15 protein-coding genes and 1 pseudogene are annotated in these 22,314 nt (G+C 33.5%); 9 read left to right on the top strand and 7 right to left on the bottom strand.

Translation table 11 applies throughout. The features are described 5' to 3' along the window. Window positions 1-37 precede the first annotated feature (37 nt). The 4 genes from LG329_RS08105 to LG329_RS08090 all read left to right on the top strand — a co-directional run bounded on the left by LG329_RS08105 (window position 38) and on the right by LG329_RS08090 (window position 8,161). Complete coding sequence (locus tag LG329_RS08105; protein WP_404455715.1) at window positions 38-1,153, top strand: acyltransferase; 1,116 nt, start codon at window positions 38-40, stop codon at window positions 1,151-1,153. 110 nt (window positions 1,154-1,263) lie between these two features. Further along, a complete protein-coding gene (locus tag LG329_RS08100; protein ID WP_404455712.1) occupies window positions 1,264-2,265 on the top strand; it encodes a sulfotransferase family protein in 1,002 nt (333 codons plus the stop codon). A 647-nt stretch (window positions 2,266-2,912) separates the two neighbouring features. Then, window positions 2,913-6,536, top strand: a complete 3,624-nt coding sequence (locus LG329_RS08095) for a CDP-glycerol glycerophosphotransferase family protein (RefSeq protein ID WP_404455709.1) — start codon at window positions 2,913-2,915, stop codon at window positions 6,534-6,536. 167 nt (window positions 6,537-6,703) lie between these two features. Continuing rightward, window positions 6,704-8,161: an APC family permease gene (locus tag LG329_RS08090; RefSeq protein ID WP_404455706.1), complete on the top strand. Its 1,458-nt coding sequence runs from the start codon at window positions 6,704-6,706 to the stop codon at window positions 8,159-8,161. 46 nt (window positions 8,162-8,207) lie between these two features. On the opposite strand, the gene LG329_RS08085 is transcribed toward LG329_RS08090, so the two are convergent. Next, the gene (locus LG329_RS08085) at window positions 8,208-8,381 is read right to left on the bottom strand and encodes a hypothetical protein (RefSeq protein WP_404455703.1); all 174 of its coding nucleotides are present in this window, start codon (window positions 8,379-8,381) and stop codon (window positions 8,208-8,210) included. Between the two features lie 275 nt (window positions 8,382-8,656). Between LG329_RS08085 and LG329_RS08080 the strand changes: the two genes are divergently transcribed. Continuing rightward, window positions 8,657-9,706: a glycosyltransferase family 4 protein gene (locus LG329_RS08080; protein WP_404455700.1), complete on the top strand. Its 1,050-nt coding sequence runs from the start codon at window positions 8,657-8,659 to the stop codon at window positions 9,704-9,706. 19 nt (window positions 9,707-9,725) lie between these two features. Here the strand turns inward: LG329_RS08080 and LG329_RS08075 are convergent, their stop codons facing one another. Next, on the bottom strand, window positions 9,726-10,796 hold the full coding sequence (locus tag LG329_RS08075; RefSeq protein WP_404455698.1) for a hypothetical protein: 1,071 nt from the start codon (window positions 10,794-10,796) through the stop codon (window positions 9,726-9,728). 12 nt (window positions 10,797-10,808) lie between these two features. Beyond that, window positions 10,809-12,254, bottom strand: coding sequence for an MBOAT family O-acyltransferase (locus LG329_RS08070; protein ID WP_404455695.1), 1,446 nt, complete (start codon window positions 12,252-12,254; stop codon window positions 10,809-10,811). Between the two features lie 247 nt (window positions 12,255-12,501). On the opposite strand from LG329_RS08070, the gene LG329_RS08065 reads away from it, so the two are divergent. After that, a complete protein-coding gene (locus LG329_RS08065) occupies window positions 12,502-13,719 on the top strand; it encodes an acyltransferase (protein ID WP_404455692.1) in 1,218 nt (405 codons plus the stop codon). Window positions 13,720-13,787: 68 nt separating this feature from the next. Here LG329_RS08065 and LG329_RS08060 read toward each other — a convergent pair whose 3' ends face one another. Then, a complete protein-coding gene (locus LG329_RS08060) occupies window positions 13,788-15,599 on the bottom strand; it encodes an FAD-dependent oxidoreductase (protein WP_404455689.1) in 1,812 nt (603 codons plus the stop codon). 153 nt (window positions 15,600-15,752) lie between these two features. Between LG329_RS08060 and LG329_RS08055 the strand changes: the two genes are divergently transcribed. Next, entirely contained in the window at window positions 15,753-17,627 is a 1,875-nt protein-coding gene (locus LG329_RS08055; RefSeq protein ID WP_404455686.1) for an LTA synthase family protein, read from the top strand. A gap of 114 nt (window positions 17,628-17,741) precedes the next feature. On the opposite strand, the pseudogene LG329_RS08050 reads toward LG329_RS08055, so the two are convergent. Further along, window positions 17,742-17,935: pseudogene (locus tag LG329_RS08050) on the bottom strand (IS110 family transposase); the annotation flags it as partial. A gap of 280 nt (window positions 17,936-18,215) precedes the next feature. Here LG329_RS08050 and LG329_RS08045 point away from each other — a divergent pair. Next, on the top strand, window positions 18,216-18,509 hold the full coding sequence (locus LG329_RS08045; protein WP_404455683.1) for a hypothetical protein: 294 nt from the start codon (window positions 18,216-18,218) through the stop codon (window positions 18,507-18,509). A 193-nt stretch (window positions 18,510-18,702) separates the two neighbouring features. Then, the gene (locus tag LG329_RS08040; protein ID WP_404455680.1) at window positions 18,703-19,032 is read left to right on the top strand and encodes a hypothetical protein; all 330 of its coding nucleotides are present in this window, start codon (window positions 18,703-18,705) and stop codon (window positions 19,030-19,032) included. Between the two features lie 259 nt (window positions 19,033-19,291). Here LG329_RS08040 and csaB read toward each other — a convergent pair whose 3' ends face one another. Both csaB and LG329_RS08030 read right to left on the bottom strand, forming a co-directional pair. Then, complete coding sequence (gene csaB / locus LG329_RS08035; protein WP_404455677.1) at window positions 19,292-20,386, bottom strand: polysaccharide pyruvyl transferase CsaB; 1,095 nt, start codon at window positions 20,384-20,386, stop codon at window positions 19,292-19,294. Next, on the bottom strand, window positions 20,386-22,308 hold the full coding sequence (locus tag LG329_RS08030; protein ID WP_404455676.1) for a DUF5693 family protein: 1,923 nt from the start codon (window positions 22,306-22,308) through the stop codon (window positions 20,386-20,388). The genes csaB and LG329_RS08030 overlap by 1 nt, the downstream gene beginning before the upstream one ends. Window positions 22,309-22,314 lie beyond the last annotated feature (6 nt).

The raw sequence follows: 22,314 nt of genomic DNA, 5'->3' as shown, positions 1-22,314 counted from the left end.
TAATAATGGGGAGCTGGAATGAGGAAGTGGTTTGGAAGTGGAACGAAATTACAGTATTGATTTTGTGAAATTTTTTGCTATATTTTTTGTAGTTGCAATTCATACGGGAACAGTAAGCAATGTTCAACTAGGTAATGTAGATGGTGAATTTGTTGATTTTCTTATTGATATAGTTGCACGATTTGCGGTGCCCTTTTTCTTTATAACTTCTGGCTATTTATTCATGCATAAAATGAACAGTATACAAAATGGGGAAGATGTTAATGTATTCAAGAAACAGCTATCCTATTTAAAAAGATATACGGTTAAATTAGTAAAACTTTATATTGCATGGTTTATATTTTATTTTATTTTTGAGCTTCTCGTAAAATTTATAGAGACTGAAAAAATGGGTGAAGCACTATCATCAATGACAAGTGGTTTTATATCACAATTTGATATTTTGGATATCATTTACTATGGGACAGATTCACCACAATATCATTTATGGTTTCTATTAGCCTTGATTTATTCAATTATAATAATTTTTATCTTCATGAAATTGAGGCTGTTAAAAGTTTTATTTGTGGTTAGTTTAGGGTTTCATTTATATGGTATGTTCGGACAATCCTATTCATGGATATATGAAATTCCATACGATACAAGTGACGCACTATTTTTTGGCTTGTTTTACAGTTCATTAGGAGCAATATTTGCGAAATATAATGAGCTTTTCAACGTATTAGCATGTAAGATATTTAATATTGAATATATAGGTTTCCTATTTGTACTATCTGTAGCGCAAATAGCTGAGGCTTTTATTAACATCCAACTATTGGGTGGACAAAACCAAAATTATTTTATCAGTACAATACCATTGAGCATATTGATTTTTCTATTTATAATAAAATACCCTGCTATCGGGAAAAACTCATTTGTGTCGAAAATAGGTGCAAATGCAGTAGGAATATATGTATCACATGTATTTGTAATAAAAGCTATCCGAATGTTCATGGAACAATTCGGACTCACTGCAGTAACAGAACAGATTATTTGGCAAATCTTATTTACACCAGCGGTATTCATCATAGCCTACTTTTTCTATTCTGGACTAAAAATTCAAAAGCTCAAATGCAAAGAGTTTTTAAGTCGAAACGTATATCAAACCACATAATCAGTTAATAGACGGTACAAGTGAAAACTTTTTGTATTTAATTAGCGGCAGTGTATAATTAATAGAAAGATAATTTAGAATATCACCTATACAGGAAAGGACGTTTTCGAGTGGGTAATAGTGAAAGAAAGAATGATTTAATGAGGGTTTTAAAAAATAAAAAAACATTAATCGCTGTTGGTTCTATTGCAAGCGCAGCAGGTTCTTTTAAAATAGCTAAGAGAAAGAAAGAAACAGAACCAAAGCCAAATAGTAAAGCAGTAGTTGTTCTTGGATCAGGCCGATCTGGAACATCTGTCCTTGCACGTGCAATCAATATTGCGGGAGTTGACCTTGGTTCGGGGTTTATTAAGACGAATCAAACTAATCCCAAAGGATTTTTTGAAAATAAAAAAATAGTTAATACACATAAAAAAATAGGTGAGATCCTGAAAAAAAGGCCGTTTCCTAAGGGGTTTCCTTACTTTGATGACGTTCGACCTTATAGAAATGAACTTAAAGATTACATTCAGGAGGAATTCTTCAATAAAAAGGTCTGGGGTTGGAAAGATCCCCGTAACAATGAGTTTCTTGAAATGTGGAAGGGTATCCTGAAGGAAATAAATGTAGAAGGAAACTATCTAATCATTATACGTAATCCTGTTGATGTTATCGCTTCTTATAAAAGGGCATACGATAGAGATGAAACATGGGCAAAGAGACAATGGCAATTGCGGACTCTTTTAGCATTAAGGGAGACAAAAAAGGAAAAACGCATTATTGTTGAATACGATGAGTTATTCAACAATAGTCTCGAAAGTATGCGTAGAGTTTCTAATACCCTTGATTTTGAATGGCCACAAGAGGAAACGAAAATAAAAAATGAACTAGATGAATTTATTGACCCGAGTTTACAGACTAGTAATAGTGGAACAGACATCGAAGAGTTTAAGAATCGCCAGGATGTTGAAGATGATATAAAGGAGCTTTTCCTACTTTGTCTTGAAGGAGCACGTTCGCAAAAATATCTTGAATCAAAATCTTTTCAACAACGGGTTGAAAAGTTATACCAGGCTTATTTGCGTAAGCATGGAAAACTTCATGTTATGCCTCCGAAAAATAATAACCAGTAAACTGCACAACGTATTGAATCGTTGCTAATCGACGATTCAATACGTTTTTTTGATAGTAAAGATTATCAACGATATGATCATGTCGAAAGTCTTTGACTTAATTGAAATAATAGTATTACTCTTGTAAAATAAATTAATATATAAATAAAGGCTTTTATCTAATAGATTGTTGTTTTTGCCACAAAATATGAATGACTGTGACGTAAGTGCTATGTTGATTTCCGCTGCGGACAGTTGCTTTCCGCGGGCACGGCTTCAGCCTCCTCGCGGAAGAGCACCGCTGCGGGGTCTTCAGACTCGTGCTGTTCCCGCAGGAGTCAACTGTCCGCAGCGAAAATCAACTGCCATAATAGTGGAAGTTCATGCTCTAGTTAATTAAGTGATTACTATCATTCCATTAATGGACATTGTACCAGCGGAGGAAATACACGAAGACTCCTGCGGTAATAGCGAAGACGATGAGACCCCGCAGTGAGCGGCCTTTGCTCGCGAGGAGGCTCAGCGCGAGCCCGCGGAAAGCGAAGTGTATTTCCGGAGCGGTATGCAATGACACAGTTAATACCGACTATCCGGAGCGGTATGTTATCACAATTTTTTAGACAAATAATGTATTTGAGATAAATATAAATTCAGGGTGGGATTATCGAGTGAATAAGAAGGTACTCAAAAGAAAAATTAATTTTATAAAAAAACCGATTACGGACTACTTATTTAAAGAAAAACACAGGAATGTTCATCAATATACTAAATTCTATGAAACGTTACCAGTGAAAAAGAACACTATATTATACGAAAGTCGTGATGGTAATAGTATTACGGATAGCCCGTATGCAATGTTCAAACATATGCTGAAAAGTCCAGAGTTTAAAGACTTTTTGCATATTTGGTCCGTTCAGGATTTTGATGCTTTATCAAGTGTCATTGCAAAGTATAAAGAAATGCCAAATGTAAAGTTCGTCAAGCGAAATTCAAAGAGCTACCTAAAGTGCCTAGCAAGCTGTGAATATTTAATTAATAACGCGACTTTTCAGTCCTTTTTCGCGCCTAAGCGTAATCAGACTTATATCAATACATGGCATGGGACTCCTCTTAAGAATATGGGTTTTGATATCCCGGGAAATCCATCACAGTCTCAAAATGTAGTAAGGAACTTCTTAAGTGCAAATTATATATTAAGTCCGAATACGTATACATCTAACATCTTCATGGATAGCTATAAACTGAGTGGATTATACGAAGGTAAAATTATTGAAGAGGGATATCCAAGAATTGATTTAACCCTTAATACTAATCCTGAACAGCTAACAGATGAGTTAAGATCTCTCGGTCTAAAAGTTGATGACGGAAAAGAGAATATTTTATATGCCCCAACCTGGAAAGGAACCAACATCACAAAGGTTAATAATGATATCAATCAAATTATTGCGGATATAAAATATCTGGAAAAAGAACTGGATGATAAATATAATATTTTGATTAAGGTTCATCCTTTCCTATATAAGGAAGCTATTAAGCATAGGGATATTAAGCATAAATTAGTTCCTGATTTTGTCGATACAAATGAGTTATTATCTGCAATTGATATACTGGTTACTGATTACTCCAGTATTTTCTTTGACTTCCTTGTGACAAATAAACCAATCATTTTTTATACTTGGGATAATGATGTCTATGGGGAAGAAAGAGGTCAATATCTGAGTAATGAAGACCTTCCGGGTCCAATGGTTTTTAACTGTAAAGAATTGCTCGATGCAATTAATAATATAGGAAATGTAAAATCCGATTTTCGTGATAAGTATCTAAATATGCAACAAAAGTTTACGAATTACGAGTACGGTGAAGTAACAGAAAGAGTCGTTCATAATATTTTTAACAATACTACAGAAAAACTAAATACAGTTTCCAATTCACATTCCAAAAAAGAAAAGATCTTAATTTATTCCGGCGGCATGATGGATAATGGGATCACAACTTCTTTTATTAATTTAATGAGTAACATTGATTACGATAAATATGATGTGAGTTGTTTTACTGCGACGCCGCATAACAAAGAAGTGCTGAAAAATTTAGATAAAGTAAATGAAAATGTACGTTTTCTATTTAAACCTGGTCTACCTAACTATAAGCTATCTGAAGTATACAGAGATAAATTTATTCATAATAGAGGAGTTAAAGGTACGCTTGGTGAGCGAATTTTCCCTGAAGAGGCTTATATCAGGGAACATGCACGCTTATTTGGTAATACTAAATTTGACTATGTGATTGATTTTAGTGGTTATAGTTTATTTTGGGCTAAGTACCTTATAGTTGCAGATGCAAAAAGAAAAATTTGTTTCATGCATAATGATTTGCTCAGCGATAGCGAACGAACGATAAAGGGGAGAAGACCACATAGAATCAATCTAAGAGGTTTATTTTCTATCTATGATCGATTTGATAAGCTTGTAAGTGTTTCTAAAGGAACAATGGAGTTGAATAGGGAGAACCTGTCCGAGTACGCGGATTATAATAAATTTGATTATGTTATGAATTCGATCAATCCGAATAAAATTCTAGAAATGGCATCCCAAAACTCAGATGAAGATAAAGAGGAAGATAGTAATGATTCCTCATTAAAAACGAAAGATCATAAAGCGAGAGCGGTTGTATCGGATTATCAAAATAGTATTGTGTGGAATGTACTGGCTAATGATGCGAATTCTACTAAAGTACACCTTGAAGAAAAATTTGATAATACCGAAATTGAGATTTCAAGAAAGGCTGAATTTGAACAAACTACGTATTACAAATTTAGCCATAACAACCAAATCATTGGCTGGATTAACGATGATGCAATAACGTTGTTACCAGACAGTATAATTTATGAGGAAGACAAAAATGTAATCGCAAAAGTATCAAGGCCACGAGGTAATCATATCTTTTCTAAACCTTATGAAGTGGAAGGCTGTGAAAAGGTTTCAACCAGTTGGGATTATCATAATATGATTGTTAAAATTGATAAAGAAGCACAAACACAACATAGTACGTACAGCAGAATGGTAATTAACGAAACGATCATAGGTTGGATTGATAACAGAGCATTAAATTTTTATGATCAATGTGCGATTTCCGATACAACGAAGGTTTTGGATAAGCTGAAAATTGACTTAAAAAGAAAATATATTAAATCAAGAAATAATAAGAATAAGAAGACTTTTATAAACAATATTGAGAACAGAACACTGAAAGAAATAAATATAGACGATAAAATGTTCGCAACAATAACTGAGCCTGAAGATCATACTATCTGGTCAAAAGCATTACCGAGTAATAATGTAACAAAATTGGCTGATGCTACAGAATATGAAGGCCAGCTGGTTGAAATTAACACGATCAAAGAAACCAGAGCAGGAACGTATTATCTATTCTATATTGATAATGAGAAAATCGGGTGGATGGATGCAAAAGGATTCGAAGTTATAGATACACCTACAATTATTGAAAAAAAGAAAGTATCAAGAGTTGGAAAAATTAAATTAAGAGAAACTGATTACATCTGGAATAAGCCCTGTGGCTTGCAAGATGCTGAAGTAATGATGAATAATCCAAAATCCCTTGATGGACAGATGGTGAATATTGATGAAGAAGTAACCACTCAAGAAGGTATTTATTCCCATATGAAAGAAAATGATACTTCCTTAGGATGGATTGATAGTCGATCATTGGTAATAACAAAAGTATTTGGTTTCGAAGTAGGTGACCGGTTTATTCCCGGACCAAGTGAGGAAAATGTGAATTTTGTTAATATGGGAAGATTATCACCAGAGAAAGGTCAGGATAATCTCATTCATGCATTTGCTAGTTTTCATGAGAAACATAAAAATAGTAAACTTTACATTTTAGGCCGTGGACCTTTGGAAAAAGATCTGCAAAACATTATAGACGAATTAGAGTTGAATGAATCTGTTTACCTATTAGGGCAAATTGAAAATCCGTTTTTCTTAATGAACAAATGTGATTGCTTCGTTCTCTCTTCGCATTATGAAGGGCAGCCAATGGTTTTATTAGAAGCTATGACCTTAGGAATGAAAATTATTGCGACGGATATAGTTGCAAATCGAACAGTATTAGAAGATGGCAAGTATGGATTCCTTGTTGAAAATAGTATAAGTGGACTGGAAAAAGGGTTGAGTACGGTGGCTGATAAAGAAAATACGTACAATAAAGATATATTTGATTCCAATAAATATAATGACCAGGCAATGTCCACATTTTATAAAACGTTTCAGTAGAGCAAATTTGTAAATAGTAATGAATAAATTGCTGGGTGCCTTTCTTTAATAAAGATTGGCACCCATCTTGCGTCAATAGATAGATGATATGAAAATCGAGATAATAAACGTATTTTGTAATAAAAGAGAGGCAACATAAAAAGAGTTGATTTAAAAGGAGTCGAAGCATGGAAGAACGAAAGAAACTCAAAAAGTCATTAAAGCCACACTGGGTATGGGCCATCGCCCTTGGATCCTCAATCGGTTGGGGTGCATTTGTCCAACCAACTGTTTGGATGGAAGGCGCTGGTCCACTTGGTGTAATCATCGGTTTTCTAATTGGTGCTGCGCTCATGATGTTAATTGCCGTGAGTTATGGGTTCCTGATCAAAAGCTTTCCCGTTTCAGGTGGTGAGTTTGCCTACGCATTTGTCAGTTTAGGCCGAACACACGCATTTATTTGTGGGTGGTTTCTAACACTTGGATACATATGTATTGTTGCTCTCAACGCATCTGCATTCGCATTAATGTTTAAATTTATTTTTCCGCAAGTTATAGAGAATCTGCATTTGTATGAAATAGCTGGATGGGACGTTTACGGGATGGAAATTTTAATTGCGTCCATCACACTGCTCATATTTGGATATTTAAATGTCCGGGGAACTGGATTATCCGGACGTATGCAATTTATATTCTGCGTTATTATGCTTGCAGGTGTCGCTTTCATCACTGTATTAATTGGTGGAAATCCTGGCACATCACTTGCAGATATTAAGCCATACTTCCCGACAGATACAACGACATTCGCAGCTATTATATCAATCGTAGCGATTGCACCATGGGCATATGTCGGGTTTGACAACGTTCCACAGGCCGCAGAGGAATTTAACTTTTCATCTAAAAAAGCATTTTCATTGATTATATTGGCTATTTCATTTTCCGGAATACTGTATAGCTTCATGATTCTCGCGACAGCCATGGCTAGTCCGTGGCAGGCAATGGCTGAAGCAGGAAATATTTGGGGAACTGCAGTAGCGGTTCAAGAAGTGCTTGGGACGATAGGATTAATTATCCTGGCAATTGCGCTAAGTATGGGGATATTCACAGGTCTTAATGGATTTATAATTTCCGCTAGCCGTTTATTATTCGCAATTTCACGTGCGAAAATATTGCCAGAAGTATTTTCAAAAGTACATCCGAAATATAAGACACCATATGTCGGCATCATGTTTGCTGCTGTAGTTGCTATGTTTGCGCCGTGGTTTGGTAGAGAAGCATTACTATGGGTAGTAGACATGTCCTCAATCGGAGTCTCCATTGCCTATTTCTATACATGCTACACAGCATTCAGTATTTTCAAGTGGTCAATGGGTAGTGAATTTAATTCGGCAAAACACGTTGTCGCACCGGGTAAGAAGTTTATTTCAGTGATCGGGATGCTAGCAACTTTAACTTTCATTGGATTACTGCTAATACCAGGATCACCAGCATTTCTTGGCGTGGAGTCAAGAATTGCATTACTGGCCTGGATTGTTCTGGGAGTTGTTTTCTATTTAGTGAAACGTACGGAATTCAATAAAATTCCGAAAGAGGAACTTAACTATTTGATTTTAGGAGATAAAAAAATAAACGTAGAAGAAGAATAAAAAAAGCCTTCGCTCCATATTTACGAGCGAAGGTTTTTTTTATTTCCTAAAAACCAACATCTTCACGATTATCACACATATTGTCAATTTCTTCAGTTGTTAATGTGGTGTTCCGATCGAAGTCTGGATCCGGGGTAATAATCATCGTGGTTAAACCAATAACAGCTAATGTATAAACAAAAAGGGCAATTCCCATTATAGTGTATTTGACTTTGTTCATGATATCCTCCTATGTCTTCACAGTATAAACTTACTTTAAAGTTACCATATTACAATCTGTATAGACAAATCAGAGGGCAGTTAAATGGTATATATAGAATCCTATTAAAAATATGAAAACTATTAATATAACTAATTTTGGGTTGAAAATTTTTGGTATTTATTTATAATTAAGTTGAATGAAGAGATTTTTTCGAAATGATGAAACCTTTATAACAGATTTTTCGTCTATAAAACTAGTATATATATGATTGCAATTGTAGTAGGAGGATATAAATGGAGTATTTAGACCTAGTAGTTTGTTTTATTGTTTCAATAATTTTAACACCTTTTGTAAAAAAGCTAGCAGTTTCCATTGGAGCTGTTGACCAACCAAACGATAGAAAAGTTCATAAAAATGTGATGCCAAGATTAGGTGGCTTAGCTATTATTTTAAGTTCTCTGTTGGGTATACTTCTTTTTCTTCCAGATACATTATCAGCTTGGCCAATAATAGCAGGTGCAGCAATAATTACTTTTGTTGGTGTATTGGATGACTTAATTGAATTATCCGCAAAAATCAAGCTTTCTGGACAATTAGCAGCTGCAATTGTAACTGTAATAGGTGGAGTACAAATTGAATTTATCACTCTACCATTTGGTGAAAGAATAGAGTTTAGCTATTTAGCTATACCACTAACCATTATTTGGATTGTGGGAGTTACTAATGCTATTAATCTAATTGATGGACTTGATGGTCTAGCGGCAGGAGTATCCTCTATTGTATTGTTAACTATTTCGGGAATGGCTATTTCTATGGGAAGTACATTTGTCGCTATCATAGGTATGGTTGTATTAGGAAGTACTATAGGATTTCTTTTTTACAATTTTCACCCTGCAAAGATTTTCATGGGGGATACGGGAGCATTATTTTTAGGGTACATGATTAGTGTACTAGCCGTGATGGGATTATTTAAAAATGTGGCGTTATTCTCATTGATCGTTCCTATAATAATTCTTGGAGTTCCACTGCTAGATACGATATTTGCCATTATTCGTCGTATTATTCAACGGAAACCATTAGGAATGGCAGATAAATTACATCTACATCACTGTTTAATTAGATTAGGTTTTACACACCGTCAAACAGTTATTATGATCTATGCAATGAGTGGATTCTTTAGTATTGCTGCAATTATCTTTACTCGTGCAACATTATGGGGATCTACACTTATTATTGTTGCGTTACTTGTCACTATCGAGCTGATTGTTGAGGTAACTGGGTTAATAGGGGATAATTATCGACCAGTACTGCGTCTTATGCAGGGCGTCAAATCTAAAAAGTAAACTAGTAGAAGACCTACCTTCACTGAAGGTAGGTCTTCTTTTCTCTATATTCTTCAACTAAAGTTTTCACCTTTTGAATATGTTCATCAAACGTTTGTTCAGTCACAAACACTCCAAAATCACTTGGAACAGTTTTCATGTTTGATTTACTTATTTTTGATGCAATCAAATCACCTACTTTAGGATAAAAGTGATGTCCATCAAAGTAATTTGATAAATTATTGGTTACTTTATTTGGATACATAAAATTATATACTCCGTCAAACACAATGACCATATCATTTAGCCATCGTACATATGAGTTAAAATCTCCTTCTTCAACCATTGCCATAAACAATGGTGTTGAAATAGGTGTAGTAAAGAAAATGAACTCTGTATCCGGATTTGTTTCTTTTAGTTCAGTTAGTACTTTTTTAAATTCAGGGTTATAACTATATTGCTCTCCATAAAAAACATCTTTAAACTTTTTGATTTTTGACTTTGTTTGCTTTAACTTCAGATCGTCTGGTATAGACTTTGCAAATGCTACATTTCTCCGATTATAATTTCTAAGTTGTACAATTTCATCCTCTTTTGATAATCGATAGTTTTTCCTTGAATAGTCCAACACATCAAGCGAAATTAAATTTTTAAACCGATAAAAGGGTTCATTCAATTTTTCTTTATATTGCTTTAAATTAAGGTTTTCTTTGCTTTCCTTTATACTGCTTTTAAAGAAGTCAACACCTATAATAATTTGTTCAAAGTCTTCACCATTTTCTTTGGTTGCATATGCTATAAAGCTTTTATATTCTTTAAATGATAAATCACTTGCAGCAAAGTTATACACATCCATATCCCCAAAGGAATACTGATTGATATAAGTTGACCTGCTACTTCCAATTAGTAGAGTATCATGGTGGAAGTTTCCGTAGTGTATATCGTTCATTTTCTGTTGACGTTCATCAATTACGGTTTGTACGTCATTGTAGTCATTTGAGTGGTCAAACGTCCATAATGGATCGATATAATAATTAAATGCTGCCACAGTGCTTAGAGGTAATCCAATTATAATAAAGAAGATAAGGACGAAGGTTTTGTATGATTTCATTAGAATCGCATCCTAGAAATTAAAATATAGAAACTCGGAAACATTCTGTAACCGAAAAGCTGCATAAACGAACAATATTGCAGCGTAAATGGAGTAGACCGGATTTGGCCCCAGATTTTTCGTTAGTTGAATCGAATTCTTTAAAAATAAGCTAACAAACAAAGCTATGATTAGGTAAATCACTGTTTTTGATAAATCATTCGTCAAGTTAAACGTATAAAGATAAGCTTCGGGTATATTCCAATTAAAAATCAATAAGATTTGATTTGGAACTTGAATTTTGTTTAATCCTATCATGGCAGATAAAACATCGACAGCAGTCCCGAAGTTTGGTGCTCGGAACAACACCCATGTCGCGTTTATGAATTGAAAAGTAATAAACCAAGCAACCAACTTGGGTAGCTTGAATCCAGCTTTGGACCAACCACGGTGTATCACCGAAGCACCACCGTGCAACAAACCCCACACAACGAAAGTCCAACCAGCCCCGTGCCAGAATCCACTTACAAAGAAGATTATTAAAATATTGATATAGGTACGTCTTGGTCCTTTTTTATTCCCACCTAAAGGTATGTAAATATAGTTTAATAGAAATTTAGATAGAGTAATATGCCATCGTCGCCAGAAGTCCTGTATCGAAACAGCTTTATACGGAGAATAAAAGTTAATTGGTAATGTAATATTAAACAGTAATGCGGCACCAATTGCCATATCAGTATACCCACTAAAATCAAAGTAAAGTTGGAAAGTATACGATAGGGAGGTGATCCAACTATCAAAAAAGGTTAAGCTTTCAGATGAAGAAAACCCATTATTTGCCCATATTGCAAAAGTATCCGCGATCCCTACTTTTTTAAATAAACCAATTGAAAAAATAAATAACCCTTTAGAAATATTTTCCCAGTTTATTTTCTTTTTAATTTTATCTTGGTATTGATTAATTACTTCACTATGATGAACAATAGGGCCAGCAATTAACTGTGGGAAAAATGAGATAAACAAAGCATAATTCACGAAGTTGTATTCTTTTGTTTCGCCACGGTAGGAATCAACTAAATAAGCAATTTGCTGAAAGGTGTAGAAACTTATTGCTAAAGGCAATACCAAGTGCAATAGATTAAAATCTTCTTGTAATACTATATTTGCATTTTTAATAAAGAAATCTGTATATTTAAAAAACCCAAGTAGAGAAACATTAAATAGTAATCCGATTGATAACACTACTTTTTTCTTCTTGTCAGGCTTTATTTTGGTAATCATTATACCAAAAAAGTAGTTTGCACCAAGTGACGCAAGCATTAATGGAAGGTAGATTGGATTCCACCAGCTGTAAAAGACTAACGAGCATAATAGCAGTAAAAGTAATGCTGCCCCCATATGTATTTTATTCAAAAGGAAATAACCAACGAATACAAAAGGAAGAAATACAAATATAAATTCAAATGAGTTGAAAAGCATAAATATCCCCCTAAATAACAAAGTCATCCCCAGTAAGGATGACAATAAATATCATACTACATAATTAGTCTGTAAACAATAATACCTCTAGTAAAATATAATCATGGTAAAGAATCGATCTATTAGAACTATGAAACTATAAACATCATAGGATAGGTATCATACAGCAGTTGGAAGAGGGACTTGATAAGAAGCGACAGCCAAAATATTGTCTATGATATTACAGGAAAAAATGATAAGATAGTTAATGGAAATTAAGAGAATTGGTGATAAAGTGATAAATAATAAAAAAAGAATTAGTTTAGATGAAATTCAATTGGCCCGAGCATTCGCTATTATAGCTGTATTAGTGGTTCACTCCACGTCAAGTGGGGTAACAAGTATATCGACAGACTCATTCCTTTTTCCGGTATATAACTTTCTAAACATAGCTGGTAAATTAGGAACACCTACGTTTATAATGTTGAGTAGTTTTGTATTGTTCTATAATTATTATCCACGAGTAACAAATTGGATTTTAATGAAAAAGTTCTATATAAAACGTTTAAAGTTTATATTAGTTCCATATATCCTTTTTTCTGTTATTTATTTTGCAATTAAATGGTATATTTATTATGATTATCCAAGCTTATCATTTGCATTGAATAAGTTTTTAACATTATTGGCTTTAGGAAAAGCACACCCTCATCTTTACTTTGTTTTTATTAGTGTGCAGTTATACATCCTTTTTCCGATATTATTGATTATGTTTAAGAAATCTCCTTTCTTAAGAAAGAATGCGATTTGGATTGGAATACTACTTCAATGGATATGGGTAATTCTAAACAAAAACTATTTTCATATCACATTGAAAGGATCCATTTCATTATCTTATTTATCCTTTTATTTTGTTGGGGCCTTCCTGGGAATCTATTATTTTCAAATTAGAGAGAAGATGAAGAACCAATCATATAAAGACAAGATAATGCTACCAATATTTATTGGCTATGGTGCAATAGTAATTTTATATTCAGGTTTTATGTATCTAGTAAGGGTAGGTTCGTATTCGGAAGTATCAGTTCTACTTCCACAAATAGTTACTAGTTATATTTACGAGTTCACCTGGGCTAACAATGCCTTGTTTGCAGGGTTAGTATTGTTTTATCTTGCACATGTAGCAAACAAGAGATTTGGTGATAAAACGAAAATGTTGTTCATGGAGATAGGTGCTACTTCATTTGGTATATATCTTATCCATCCATTATTTTTAATGCTGTTTAGAGGAATCCTTTCATCAGGCAGTCCATTAATTTATCATAGCTGGCAGGTTTTAACGTTTCTTCTGATTGGGATTCTAAGTTGGATAGTTGTTAGGTTCACATTCCGTTATATACCTCATTATTGGATTGTCTTTGGCAAACTACCTGAACAACAAAGGCTTCCAATAAGAAAAAAAGAAAATTTAATTAGAAAACAAGCAAAATAAGAGGGGGAAAATGACTCCTCTTATTTTATTTTGGTTATTTCTCTTCACATCAGTTATTAGAGCACTTTCTATTGTAGATTTTCCAAAATTTTCCCGGCAATGTAATAGCCCTCAGAACCTGTCAATATACTATTTTTAGTAATTCTTTCAAATATCTGTTCATTAATTAATCCAATTGCATAGGCTTTATTCCAGGATTCTGTATCTTTGTATGTAATTCCAAAAAGCGTTAGAATCATCTTGGCAGCCTTATTTCGCGTTAACTCTGTTTCAGGTATTACCATTTCTTTAAAAGTAGGAATGTTTTTGCGCAATTCTTTTGCTTCTTGACTAGCAATTCTCTTAACGCCGTTACTCAGTATATTTGCAAAGGATAACTCTTCAATTGGCTTCCCAATAGGTAGCTTATTTTCATAACCTCCAACAACCAATCCATAATTCAGAAGCGTTTTCAAACCAGGGTAAAACCATTTACTTTCATAAGGATAATCTATTTCAAAGGGATAGAGATTTGCACCTTGATTCTTTAATTTGGCCTGAAGTTTCGTAATAATTTTCTTTTGGCCTGTCATTTCTCTAAAGCTTATATTATGATCTATAGATACGGATGCTGCAACGCCTGCCGCTTGTCCTGTAGTCATCCCTACTGGCAAGACCCTAGCGCTTGATGCAGCTAACGAACTATAGCCAGATGCTTTGCTAGCAACCAGCAATCCATCTATTTTTAGAGGAACTAAAGAACGGAAAGGTATTGCATATTGAACTGGATTACATAAGACATAACCATAATCATTGATTGAAGTAGCTTGTATATCTACTGGATAGGCTCCAAGTCCTATACTATCCCAGTGATCCTTGTTTTCCCAAATATCACTTAAAGGTAACTGGTATTCAGCCTTTATATGTCTTGTTTCCCTCACGTACAGTTCATCCGGAAAACTTGCAATTTCAGCTTCTTGAAAACCTGGAAAATTATCCTTTAAAAATTTTAGGATATGTCTTGTTTCATCTTTTCCTATCTTGATACCTTTTTCTTTGGATTTTTTTACAAGGCCATCAATCTCAAAAATTTGGAGAGCATTTATTACAACACTTTCATCATTTTGACGCACTACATTCAAACCCCTTAATCTTGTCTTTTCAGCATGTTTTGGTTTGTATTTAATATGTAGCTTACTGAAGCCCCAGATGACATTTGTATGAACTTCCCCTCCTCCAAAAACGCCACTTTTTGCTGCCTGTTTAATTTGTTCCCAATCAACATTTTCTAAATGAATCATCAATGTTACAGCCATTTTTTTATTTTCAAGTCCAATATCCTCCCCTCCAACAAAATAAGGAACCCCTGCTTTTGCAGCAATTTCAGCATCTTGGGTTGAATCTATGAATCGTTTTGCTTTAACTATCGTTTTTTCCCCTAAGTCATTTTTTAATTGAACTCCTATTAAGCGATCACCATTTTTAATAACTTTTTCAACTTTCGTTTCTAAAAATAAAGTAAGATTTTTTTCTTCCAGTACTAATGTAAGAAAAGCTTTTTTTGCAACCTTAATATCAAATCCTGTTTTCCCGCCGACTAACTTATGCCATTCTTTAAAGATACCAGCATTAGCAGGATCACCGTTTTTGTCCTTACTTAAATCTAAAAAGTTCAACATGCCATAAGTCATTACACCGCCCAATCCGTCCCTTTTTGCTACAAGTAATGTTTTTTTACCATTTCGCGCGGATGAGACCGCTGCTGCCACTCCTTCAGGTTCGGCTCCAATTACAACAACATCGTAGCTTTTTTCGATGTTGTTGTAATTGGCTGTTGGTTGATCTAAATTCGGTAAGAGAGCATAAAGGATGATAGCTACTCCGATAATATATTTTTTCATTATTTCCTCCATCTTTATTAAAAGGGTTTAATTATGTGATTTTATTTTACTGAGAGATGTACATCCTAACTTAAAGTGGACAGAAGATTCTTCTTGCCCTTGATTTATAATACTCATTAAGTTTATAAAAAGTAGTTAGAAGGGAATTAAGACATGAAAATCGATAGGATTTCAGACTTTTTAAAAAGCCATTTAATTATCATAACAACAATTTTTTTAATTAAGTTCCTTATATTAAGATTTTTGTTATTTGATGAACTGAACATAACAAAAACAATTGTTTTAGAGTCAAGTTATATTTTAATATTCACTTCCATAATAGAGTTGATATCGATAAAAGGAAAACCATACTTTTATCTTTTACTGAATATCATATTTTCAGCACTGTTTTTGACATTTATTCTTTATCATTCATTTTTTGGCAGAATAATAACCTATTTCGCTTTATTTCAGTTAGGACAAGTCGACACTATAAATGAAAGTATTACAGCGATACTTAAGCCTGTGTATATGTTGTTTTTCATTGATATTATTATTTTTATCATTTTATTATTGTTCAGAAAGTACCCATTAGCTAGCAAACCTTTAAGTAAAAAACTTATTGTTATGCCTGTCTTAGTTTTAGCGCTAAGTATTTCATTTACAAATTTCATGGTTCATAAAGATGAAATGATAAATAACAATGTTGTTGCTGCAGAAGAAAAAGGGATTTTAAATTATGAAGCATTACAAATTTATGCGGGTTCAGGAAGTCGAATCAAGATTGATGTAGATGTTTCCGTGAAAAAGGTATCTGAACTAAAGGATAAAATTAGGTTGATAAAAGGAATAAAAAGAATTCCAAATGAACAACGAAACTATTTTAGTGCTGCAGAGGGAAGAAATTTAATCGTTATTCAGGTAGAATCAATGCAAAATTTCACTATCGGATTAAAAGTGGGCGGGAAAGAAGTTACGCCAAATTTGAATAAAATGTTAAAGAATAGCTTTTATTTCCCGAACACTTTTCAGCAGACTGGACCTGGAAATACTTCTGATGCTGAATTTATCGTAAATACTTCTCTATATCCAGTGGCATTCAATCCTACTTCCCAAATTTATGGGGATAAAAAATTCCCTAGCTTGCCACGGTTGTTGAAATCAAAGGGTTATACAACTATGACTTTTCACGCGGATGATATAGAGTTTTGGAATAGGGATGATTTATATCCTGCATTGGGTTTTGAGAAGTATTACGCTAGAGACTTTTTTGGTAATGAAGATGTAATCGGTATTGGACCATCAGATGAAGTATTATTCGAAAAAGCTTTACCAGTGTTGGAAAAACATCATCAAAAAAGGCAATTATTTTATGCCCATTTAATTGGACTGACAAGTCATCATCCCTTTAGCTTGCCAAAGGATAAAGGGGTACTGGAACTTCCAGACAAATTTAGTGGGTCCCTAACAGGTGCCTATTTACAGTCAATTAACTATGTGGATAGAGCAATAGGTGACTTTACAGAGGATCTTAAAAAGAAAGGAATCTATGATAAGAGTATAATCGTAATTTATGGAGATCATTTTGGATTACAACAGAGTGCCATAAGTAAAGAAGATGTTGAATTGGTCAGCGACCTTCTAGGACATGAATATAAAGATCTGGATCGGTTAAATATACCTTTTATTATCCATGCTCCAGGAATTACAGATGGAAAAACTTTTGAAAAAACTAGTGGTCAGCTAGATTTCATGCCAACAATAGCTAACCTGTTAGGTATTTCATTAGAAGAACAGGTTGTCTTTGGACAGGATTTATTGAACTATGATAAGAACTTATTAGGAGTTAGATATTACTTGCCAGTTGGATCGTTCTTTAATGAGGAATTACTATTTATTCCAGAAAAAGGATTCGAGGACGGAACAGCCTATAATATCGTAACAGGGAAAAAAATTAGTGATTTTGATAAATATAAAAAGGATTACATCCGTGTATTAAAATTGGAAAAGATCTCTGATATCTATATGAAGGGTCTTCCAGAAAGATAAATACAACGTTTAATACCACACAAAAAAACGAGCCGAAATAATAAATAAGTAGTTCCGTTTTGGTGGAGAAACATAATAAATATAAGACCAAATCGCACAGAAGCAAGATAATTGTCCCGTAGCTTCCAAAACAATTGCTGGATTCAGCCCTGTAATTTCCTTTAAGTGCTTTAAAAATTCGTGAAGTATCACTAGCCCATTACTATGTGTTCAACTTTAAAACTCTTAAGGTACGGTTTTTTCTTGTCCAAAAATGCTTGGAACTGACTTTCCCCTTTAGAAACATTTAGACCAACGACTGGATTCATTCAAAATCTCCTCCTAAAACGTATTTGCCGGTACCCCTAATCCTCCTTGTAATGTCATAGCTTTGCTTGTTAAACGGGATCAATATCCCAACCAGCCAAATCATGTTTTTACAAGTAGGGGGCGAACGGTTTAGTAGCCGTGGTCCAAGCCCCACGAGCAGTTACGTTCTACCCCGGCTACTGTTATAATAAAAGCATATAAAAAATGGTCAACCAGAAAAATCTGGTTAACCTTATTTTACAAACGAAGCAGGTTACTTAAAAAAGGGGAGTGTTAATTATGAGGAAAGGAATAAATCTATGGTCTTTTGTCCTTTCGTTATTTTGCTTAGTATTGTATCTAACAGTAGTGACATGGAAAGGGTTTGCTTATTTTGTTATTGAAACAACGGGTACAGATGCTTTAAATATTGTTTTCTTCTTATCGTGGATAACTTTGTTTCTTGGAATAGTAGGAATGATAGGCAAAAGAGACGGTAAATTACTTTTAAGAGGAATAGTAACGGTTTTAATTACTTTTGGTTTATCAGGAATGTTAACTATGATAATGCTATTAAATCAATCTTTGTTTTAAATAGACTAACAAATGACAAAGTTTTTATGAAGCTAAATGATGTAATAATTCAAAAAGACAAAGCCTATGCTAATTCTATTAACGCCTCAGGTTAACCTAATAATCGAAGAATTTAAAACATATATATAAACTTAGTAAAATGTTAATAGTACAAGTTAATTAAATACATTTTGTCACTAGGAGGTTTGTTTTTTTGAAACTAAAGCTATCAGCAATTGTGCTCGTCTGTTTTATAATTGCTATTCCATTATCTATTGACCCCATCAAGGATGACAATAAAGATGAATTAAAAAGTGAAGAAGCTCTTGTTCCGGAAGATGAGCCAAAGGTATATCAGGAAACTATGGACACTTCTCAGAAAGTAATCGATTTGGCTAGGAAACAATTTAAAGAACGAGGATATAAAAGTGAGGAAATAAAAAGTGTAACAAATAATAGGAACTCTTGGACAGTTAAGTTTGATAATAATGTAGAAATTATTATAGAAATAGATGAAGGTGCTTCTGAAATTATCGGTGAATAGGAATGAATTTTATTTACTAAATAGAACATTTCTTACTGAACTACTGGTGTGTTAATTAGAGATTACATTATATGGAAATGTAAAGACCGACTCTTAAGTCGGTCTTCTTTCTTACTGATTACACTGTTATTTAGTGTGTGATTATGGTTGCTAATTGGTTTGTTTTTCATATTGTTTTTTCGCATTTTCTCCACGTTATCGGAACTACTTAGCCGAAATAAGGCCCGTACTTTTGTATAGGTAGGGTAAATTATCATCATTATTCATTGCCTGTTATATCAGTTGAGAATAGTTTGAAAGCTAATCTCGGTGTATCCAGTGCTTCTTTTTGATTTTTTCTCACCTTATTTTTAAGAATGTCTTGTTTTGCAACACCATATGATAAAGATCTATTAACAAGGTCAAGAAGTTTTTTATCGTCCCAATCATCCTTCTCAACATGACCCACCACAGATTGTTCATAAATTGATGCAAATGCGTCAATTTTGGGATCATAGGAAATAGCAACAAAAGGGGTATAGTTTATCGATGAAAAAATAAGCGAGTGTAACCTCATTCCAATTAATAGATTTGAGTGTCCTATAATAGAAATTTTTTCTTCAATACTCGCATCATATGGTGCAATTATACTTCTTTCTGTCATTAAATCAGCGGTTTCTTTTGATGCTATTTCATCGTGTTTACCATGCATTGGAACAAAAACAATTGAATTGCCATTACGAACTAGTTGATCCAGGCAACTCGCAATCTTTTCTTTAAAAGGCATTGCAGTTGGCCAATCTCTAACACTCACTGTGATAAATGGATTGCGAATTTGTTGACTTTGAATCCAATTATTTTTAAATGAGCTACCATCGAGACCTATCACTGGGTCGGGTAGGATAGTAGTAGTTTTCTTTACACCGATTTTTTCTAAAAGGCTTTTAGAACTACTATCTCTTACTGTAATTTGATTTACCTTGTTGAGAGTTGTTTTTACAATCCATTTACTTATTCGATGCTTAAAAGGCCCCATGCCTTGTGCATAAATGAAAACAGGTTTTTTGTACCACTTGGCAATTTTTATTATCCCAGTATAGTATGGGATTGATTTAAGTCCGGTTTCATCCTGTAGGAGACTTCCACCGCCGCTTATAAGGCCATCTGCTTTTTTAATCACAGTGCTGATCTCTTTTAAATTCCATCGATTTACAGCATTGACGTCATATGTTTCCATAGTCGATTCTGGATTGTTTGAAAGAACGGTAATTTCAATTTCGTTTTGTATTTTTCTCATGGCACGAATAATAGAAAACAATATAGCTTCATCGCCTACGTTATCGAAACCGTAATAACCAGATAGTACGACGTGCATTAGGACCACCTCGTTTTAATTGCTTTGGAAATATAGCGGAAACCAATTTTGAATAAATAAATCAGAACAATACCAATGATATACCCTATTACGATGCTATATGCAGTCCGTAATAAAGAAATATTTAACGGAATATGAAAGTGCGTGAAGGTATTCATAATTGATAAAAACCCAATCACACCGGGGATGAGTAAGAATTTCCCCCATTTATTGTTAATCCCCATTGTATATAAGGCTAAAATATAAAACGGAAATCCAATCAAGAATTCTTTTGTTCTTGGTCTCACATATAGATACTCTTCTAATTTATATCGTATCAGTAATTCAAATTCACTGACAGTCCCACTATTACCTGTACGGGAGATATAGTAAAATCCAACAAACCCAACAAGTAGAAAAATTAACACATGCCAGTATTTTAAATTTCTATTTAAAGTAGAAGTTATTTTTTTTACATTAAAATAACTAAGTATTTTCCTCCAATATAAATAGATGGCCACAAAGAGAATAGGTACAATATATACTAGTTTTACTCCCCTGAACAATTCAAATCCAGTAATAAATTTATTCCCATTCAACAAACTTATTACAATTACAATTCCTACAAAACTTATACCTATAGCTCTTAAATATCGAAATGTAATATATTTGATATTTGTAGTTCCTTTACCAGTGGAAATAACAGCATAAATTGGCGTTATAACGGCAATTATTAATGCAAAGGCCTTTAATAATAATAGATTTTGCAAAAGGAAATAAGATAACGCTAGTAAAAACATGAATACTATTGAAGATATTCTTATCGTGTTTTTGTTAAAAATACCTGATGCTAGGAAAGTGAATAATATACCTGCCATAAGTGCAGCAACTTTAATCCATGCGGGAGTAAATATTTTATCAAATGGTTCTGGAGTACCTGAAGTGAATTGATCAGGCATCTTTTTATTAACTGCACTTATAAATTCTGTAGCGTTTTCCAGACTATCAACAGATTCAACTAGTTTTGGGTTTGGAAAGTGAAAAAAGATGGTTCTTATATTGCGTTCTTTTATAGCTCTGACAGCTCTATCTACACCCTCTTCAAAAGTTTCATTTCCTAAACCAAAACTATGAAGTCTAATAGTATTATAATTCGTTTCTTTAGCAATTGTTTGCAGACCCTTTTGGTTGAAAAATTCAATTGTATAAAAATTATAACCTGCTTCTTGGAGTTTTCCGGAATAGGCTTTCACTTTTTGGAGATTTGGATATCCAATTACTTCTGATCCCGAAAACAAAAGGTTAGAAACGTCTTCATCTTTCAAGTCAACTAAAGTTTCGATTGTTTGTTTTTTAATGACACTTTTTTTAGTGGTGTCATCGGTAGTATTGTCTGCATTTTCTACTCTTAATAAATAGTTAAGATCATGTTTTTTAATTTTTTGGATAGCATTCCTATTGTATCCAAGATTAGAATGACGCAAGGAACCTTCTTTATCTGGGAAAAAATATAGAGACTGATTGTTAATAGTTACCTCAATCGGATCAAGTTTCTCCTTTATTTTCTTAACGTAAAACGGTTCTTTCGGTATTGTAGTATAAAAGCCATCTTGCTTTTGTTTGTAATCCTCCTCTATATTACTGAACATTAGGGCCGTTTCCAATTCTTCTTTACCGTATATTGTAATTATATCTAGATGTTCCCATATATCTAATGTCATAGGTTTTAGACTTACTGTATTTAGGCCAGCCTCTTTTAGCGAAGAGAGTGCCTCATCTGTTGTTATTGGGCTTTCTGTGGTCAAACTTAGAATTTCCTGATAAGGGGTAGCTATTTCATAGGTATTATTATTAACTTCAGTTTGCCATCTATCATGTAATCCCGGTAAAGAGATGAGTAATAATAAAGCTATAATAATCCAAAGCCATTGGCGCTTGATCAATTTTCA

This window comes from Virgibacillus necropolis, from assembly GCF_044793635.1.
Lineage (GTDB): Bacteria > Bacillota > Bacilli > Bacillales > Amphibacillaceae > Virgibacillus_F > Virgibacillus_F necropolis_A.
The sequence above is the reverse complement of the archived record's forward strand: the minus strand, read 5'-3'. Positions and strand labels throughout refer to the sequence as shown.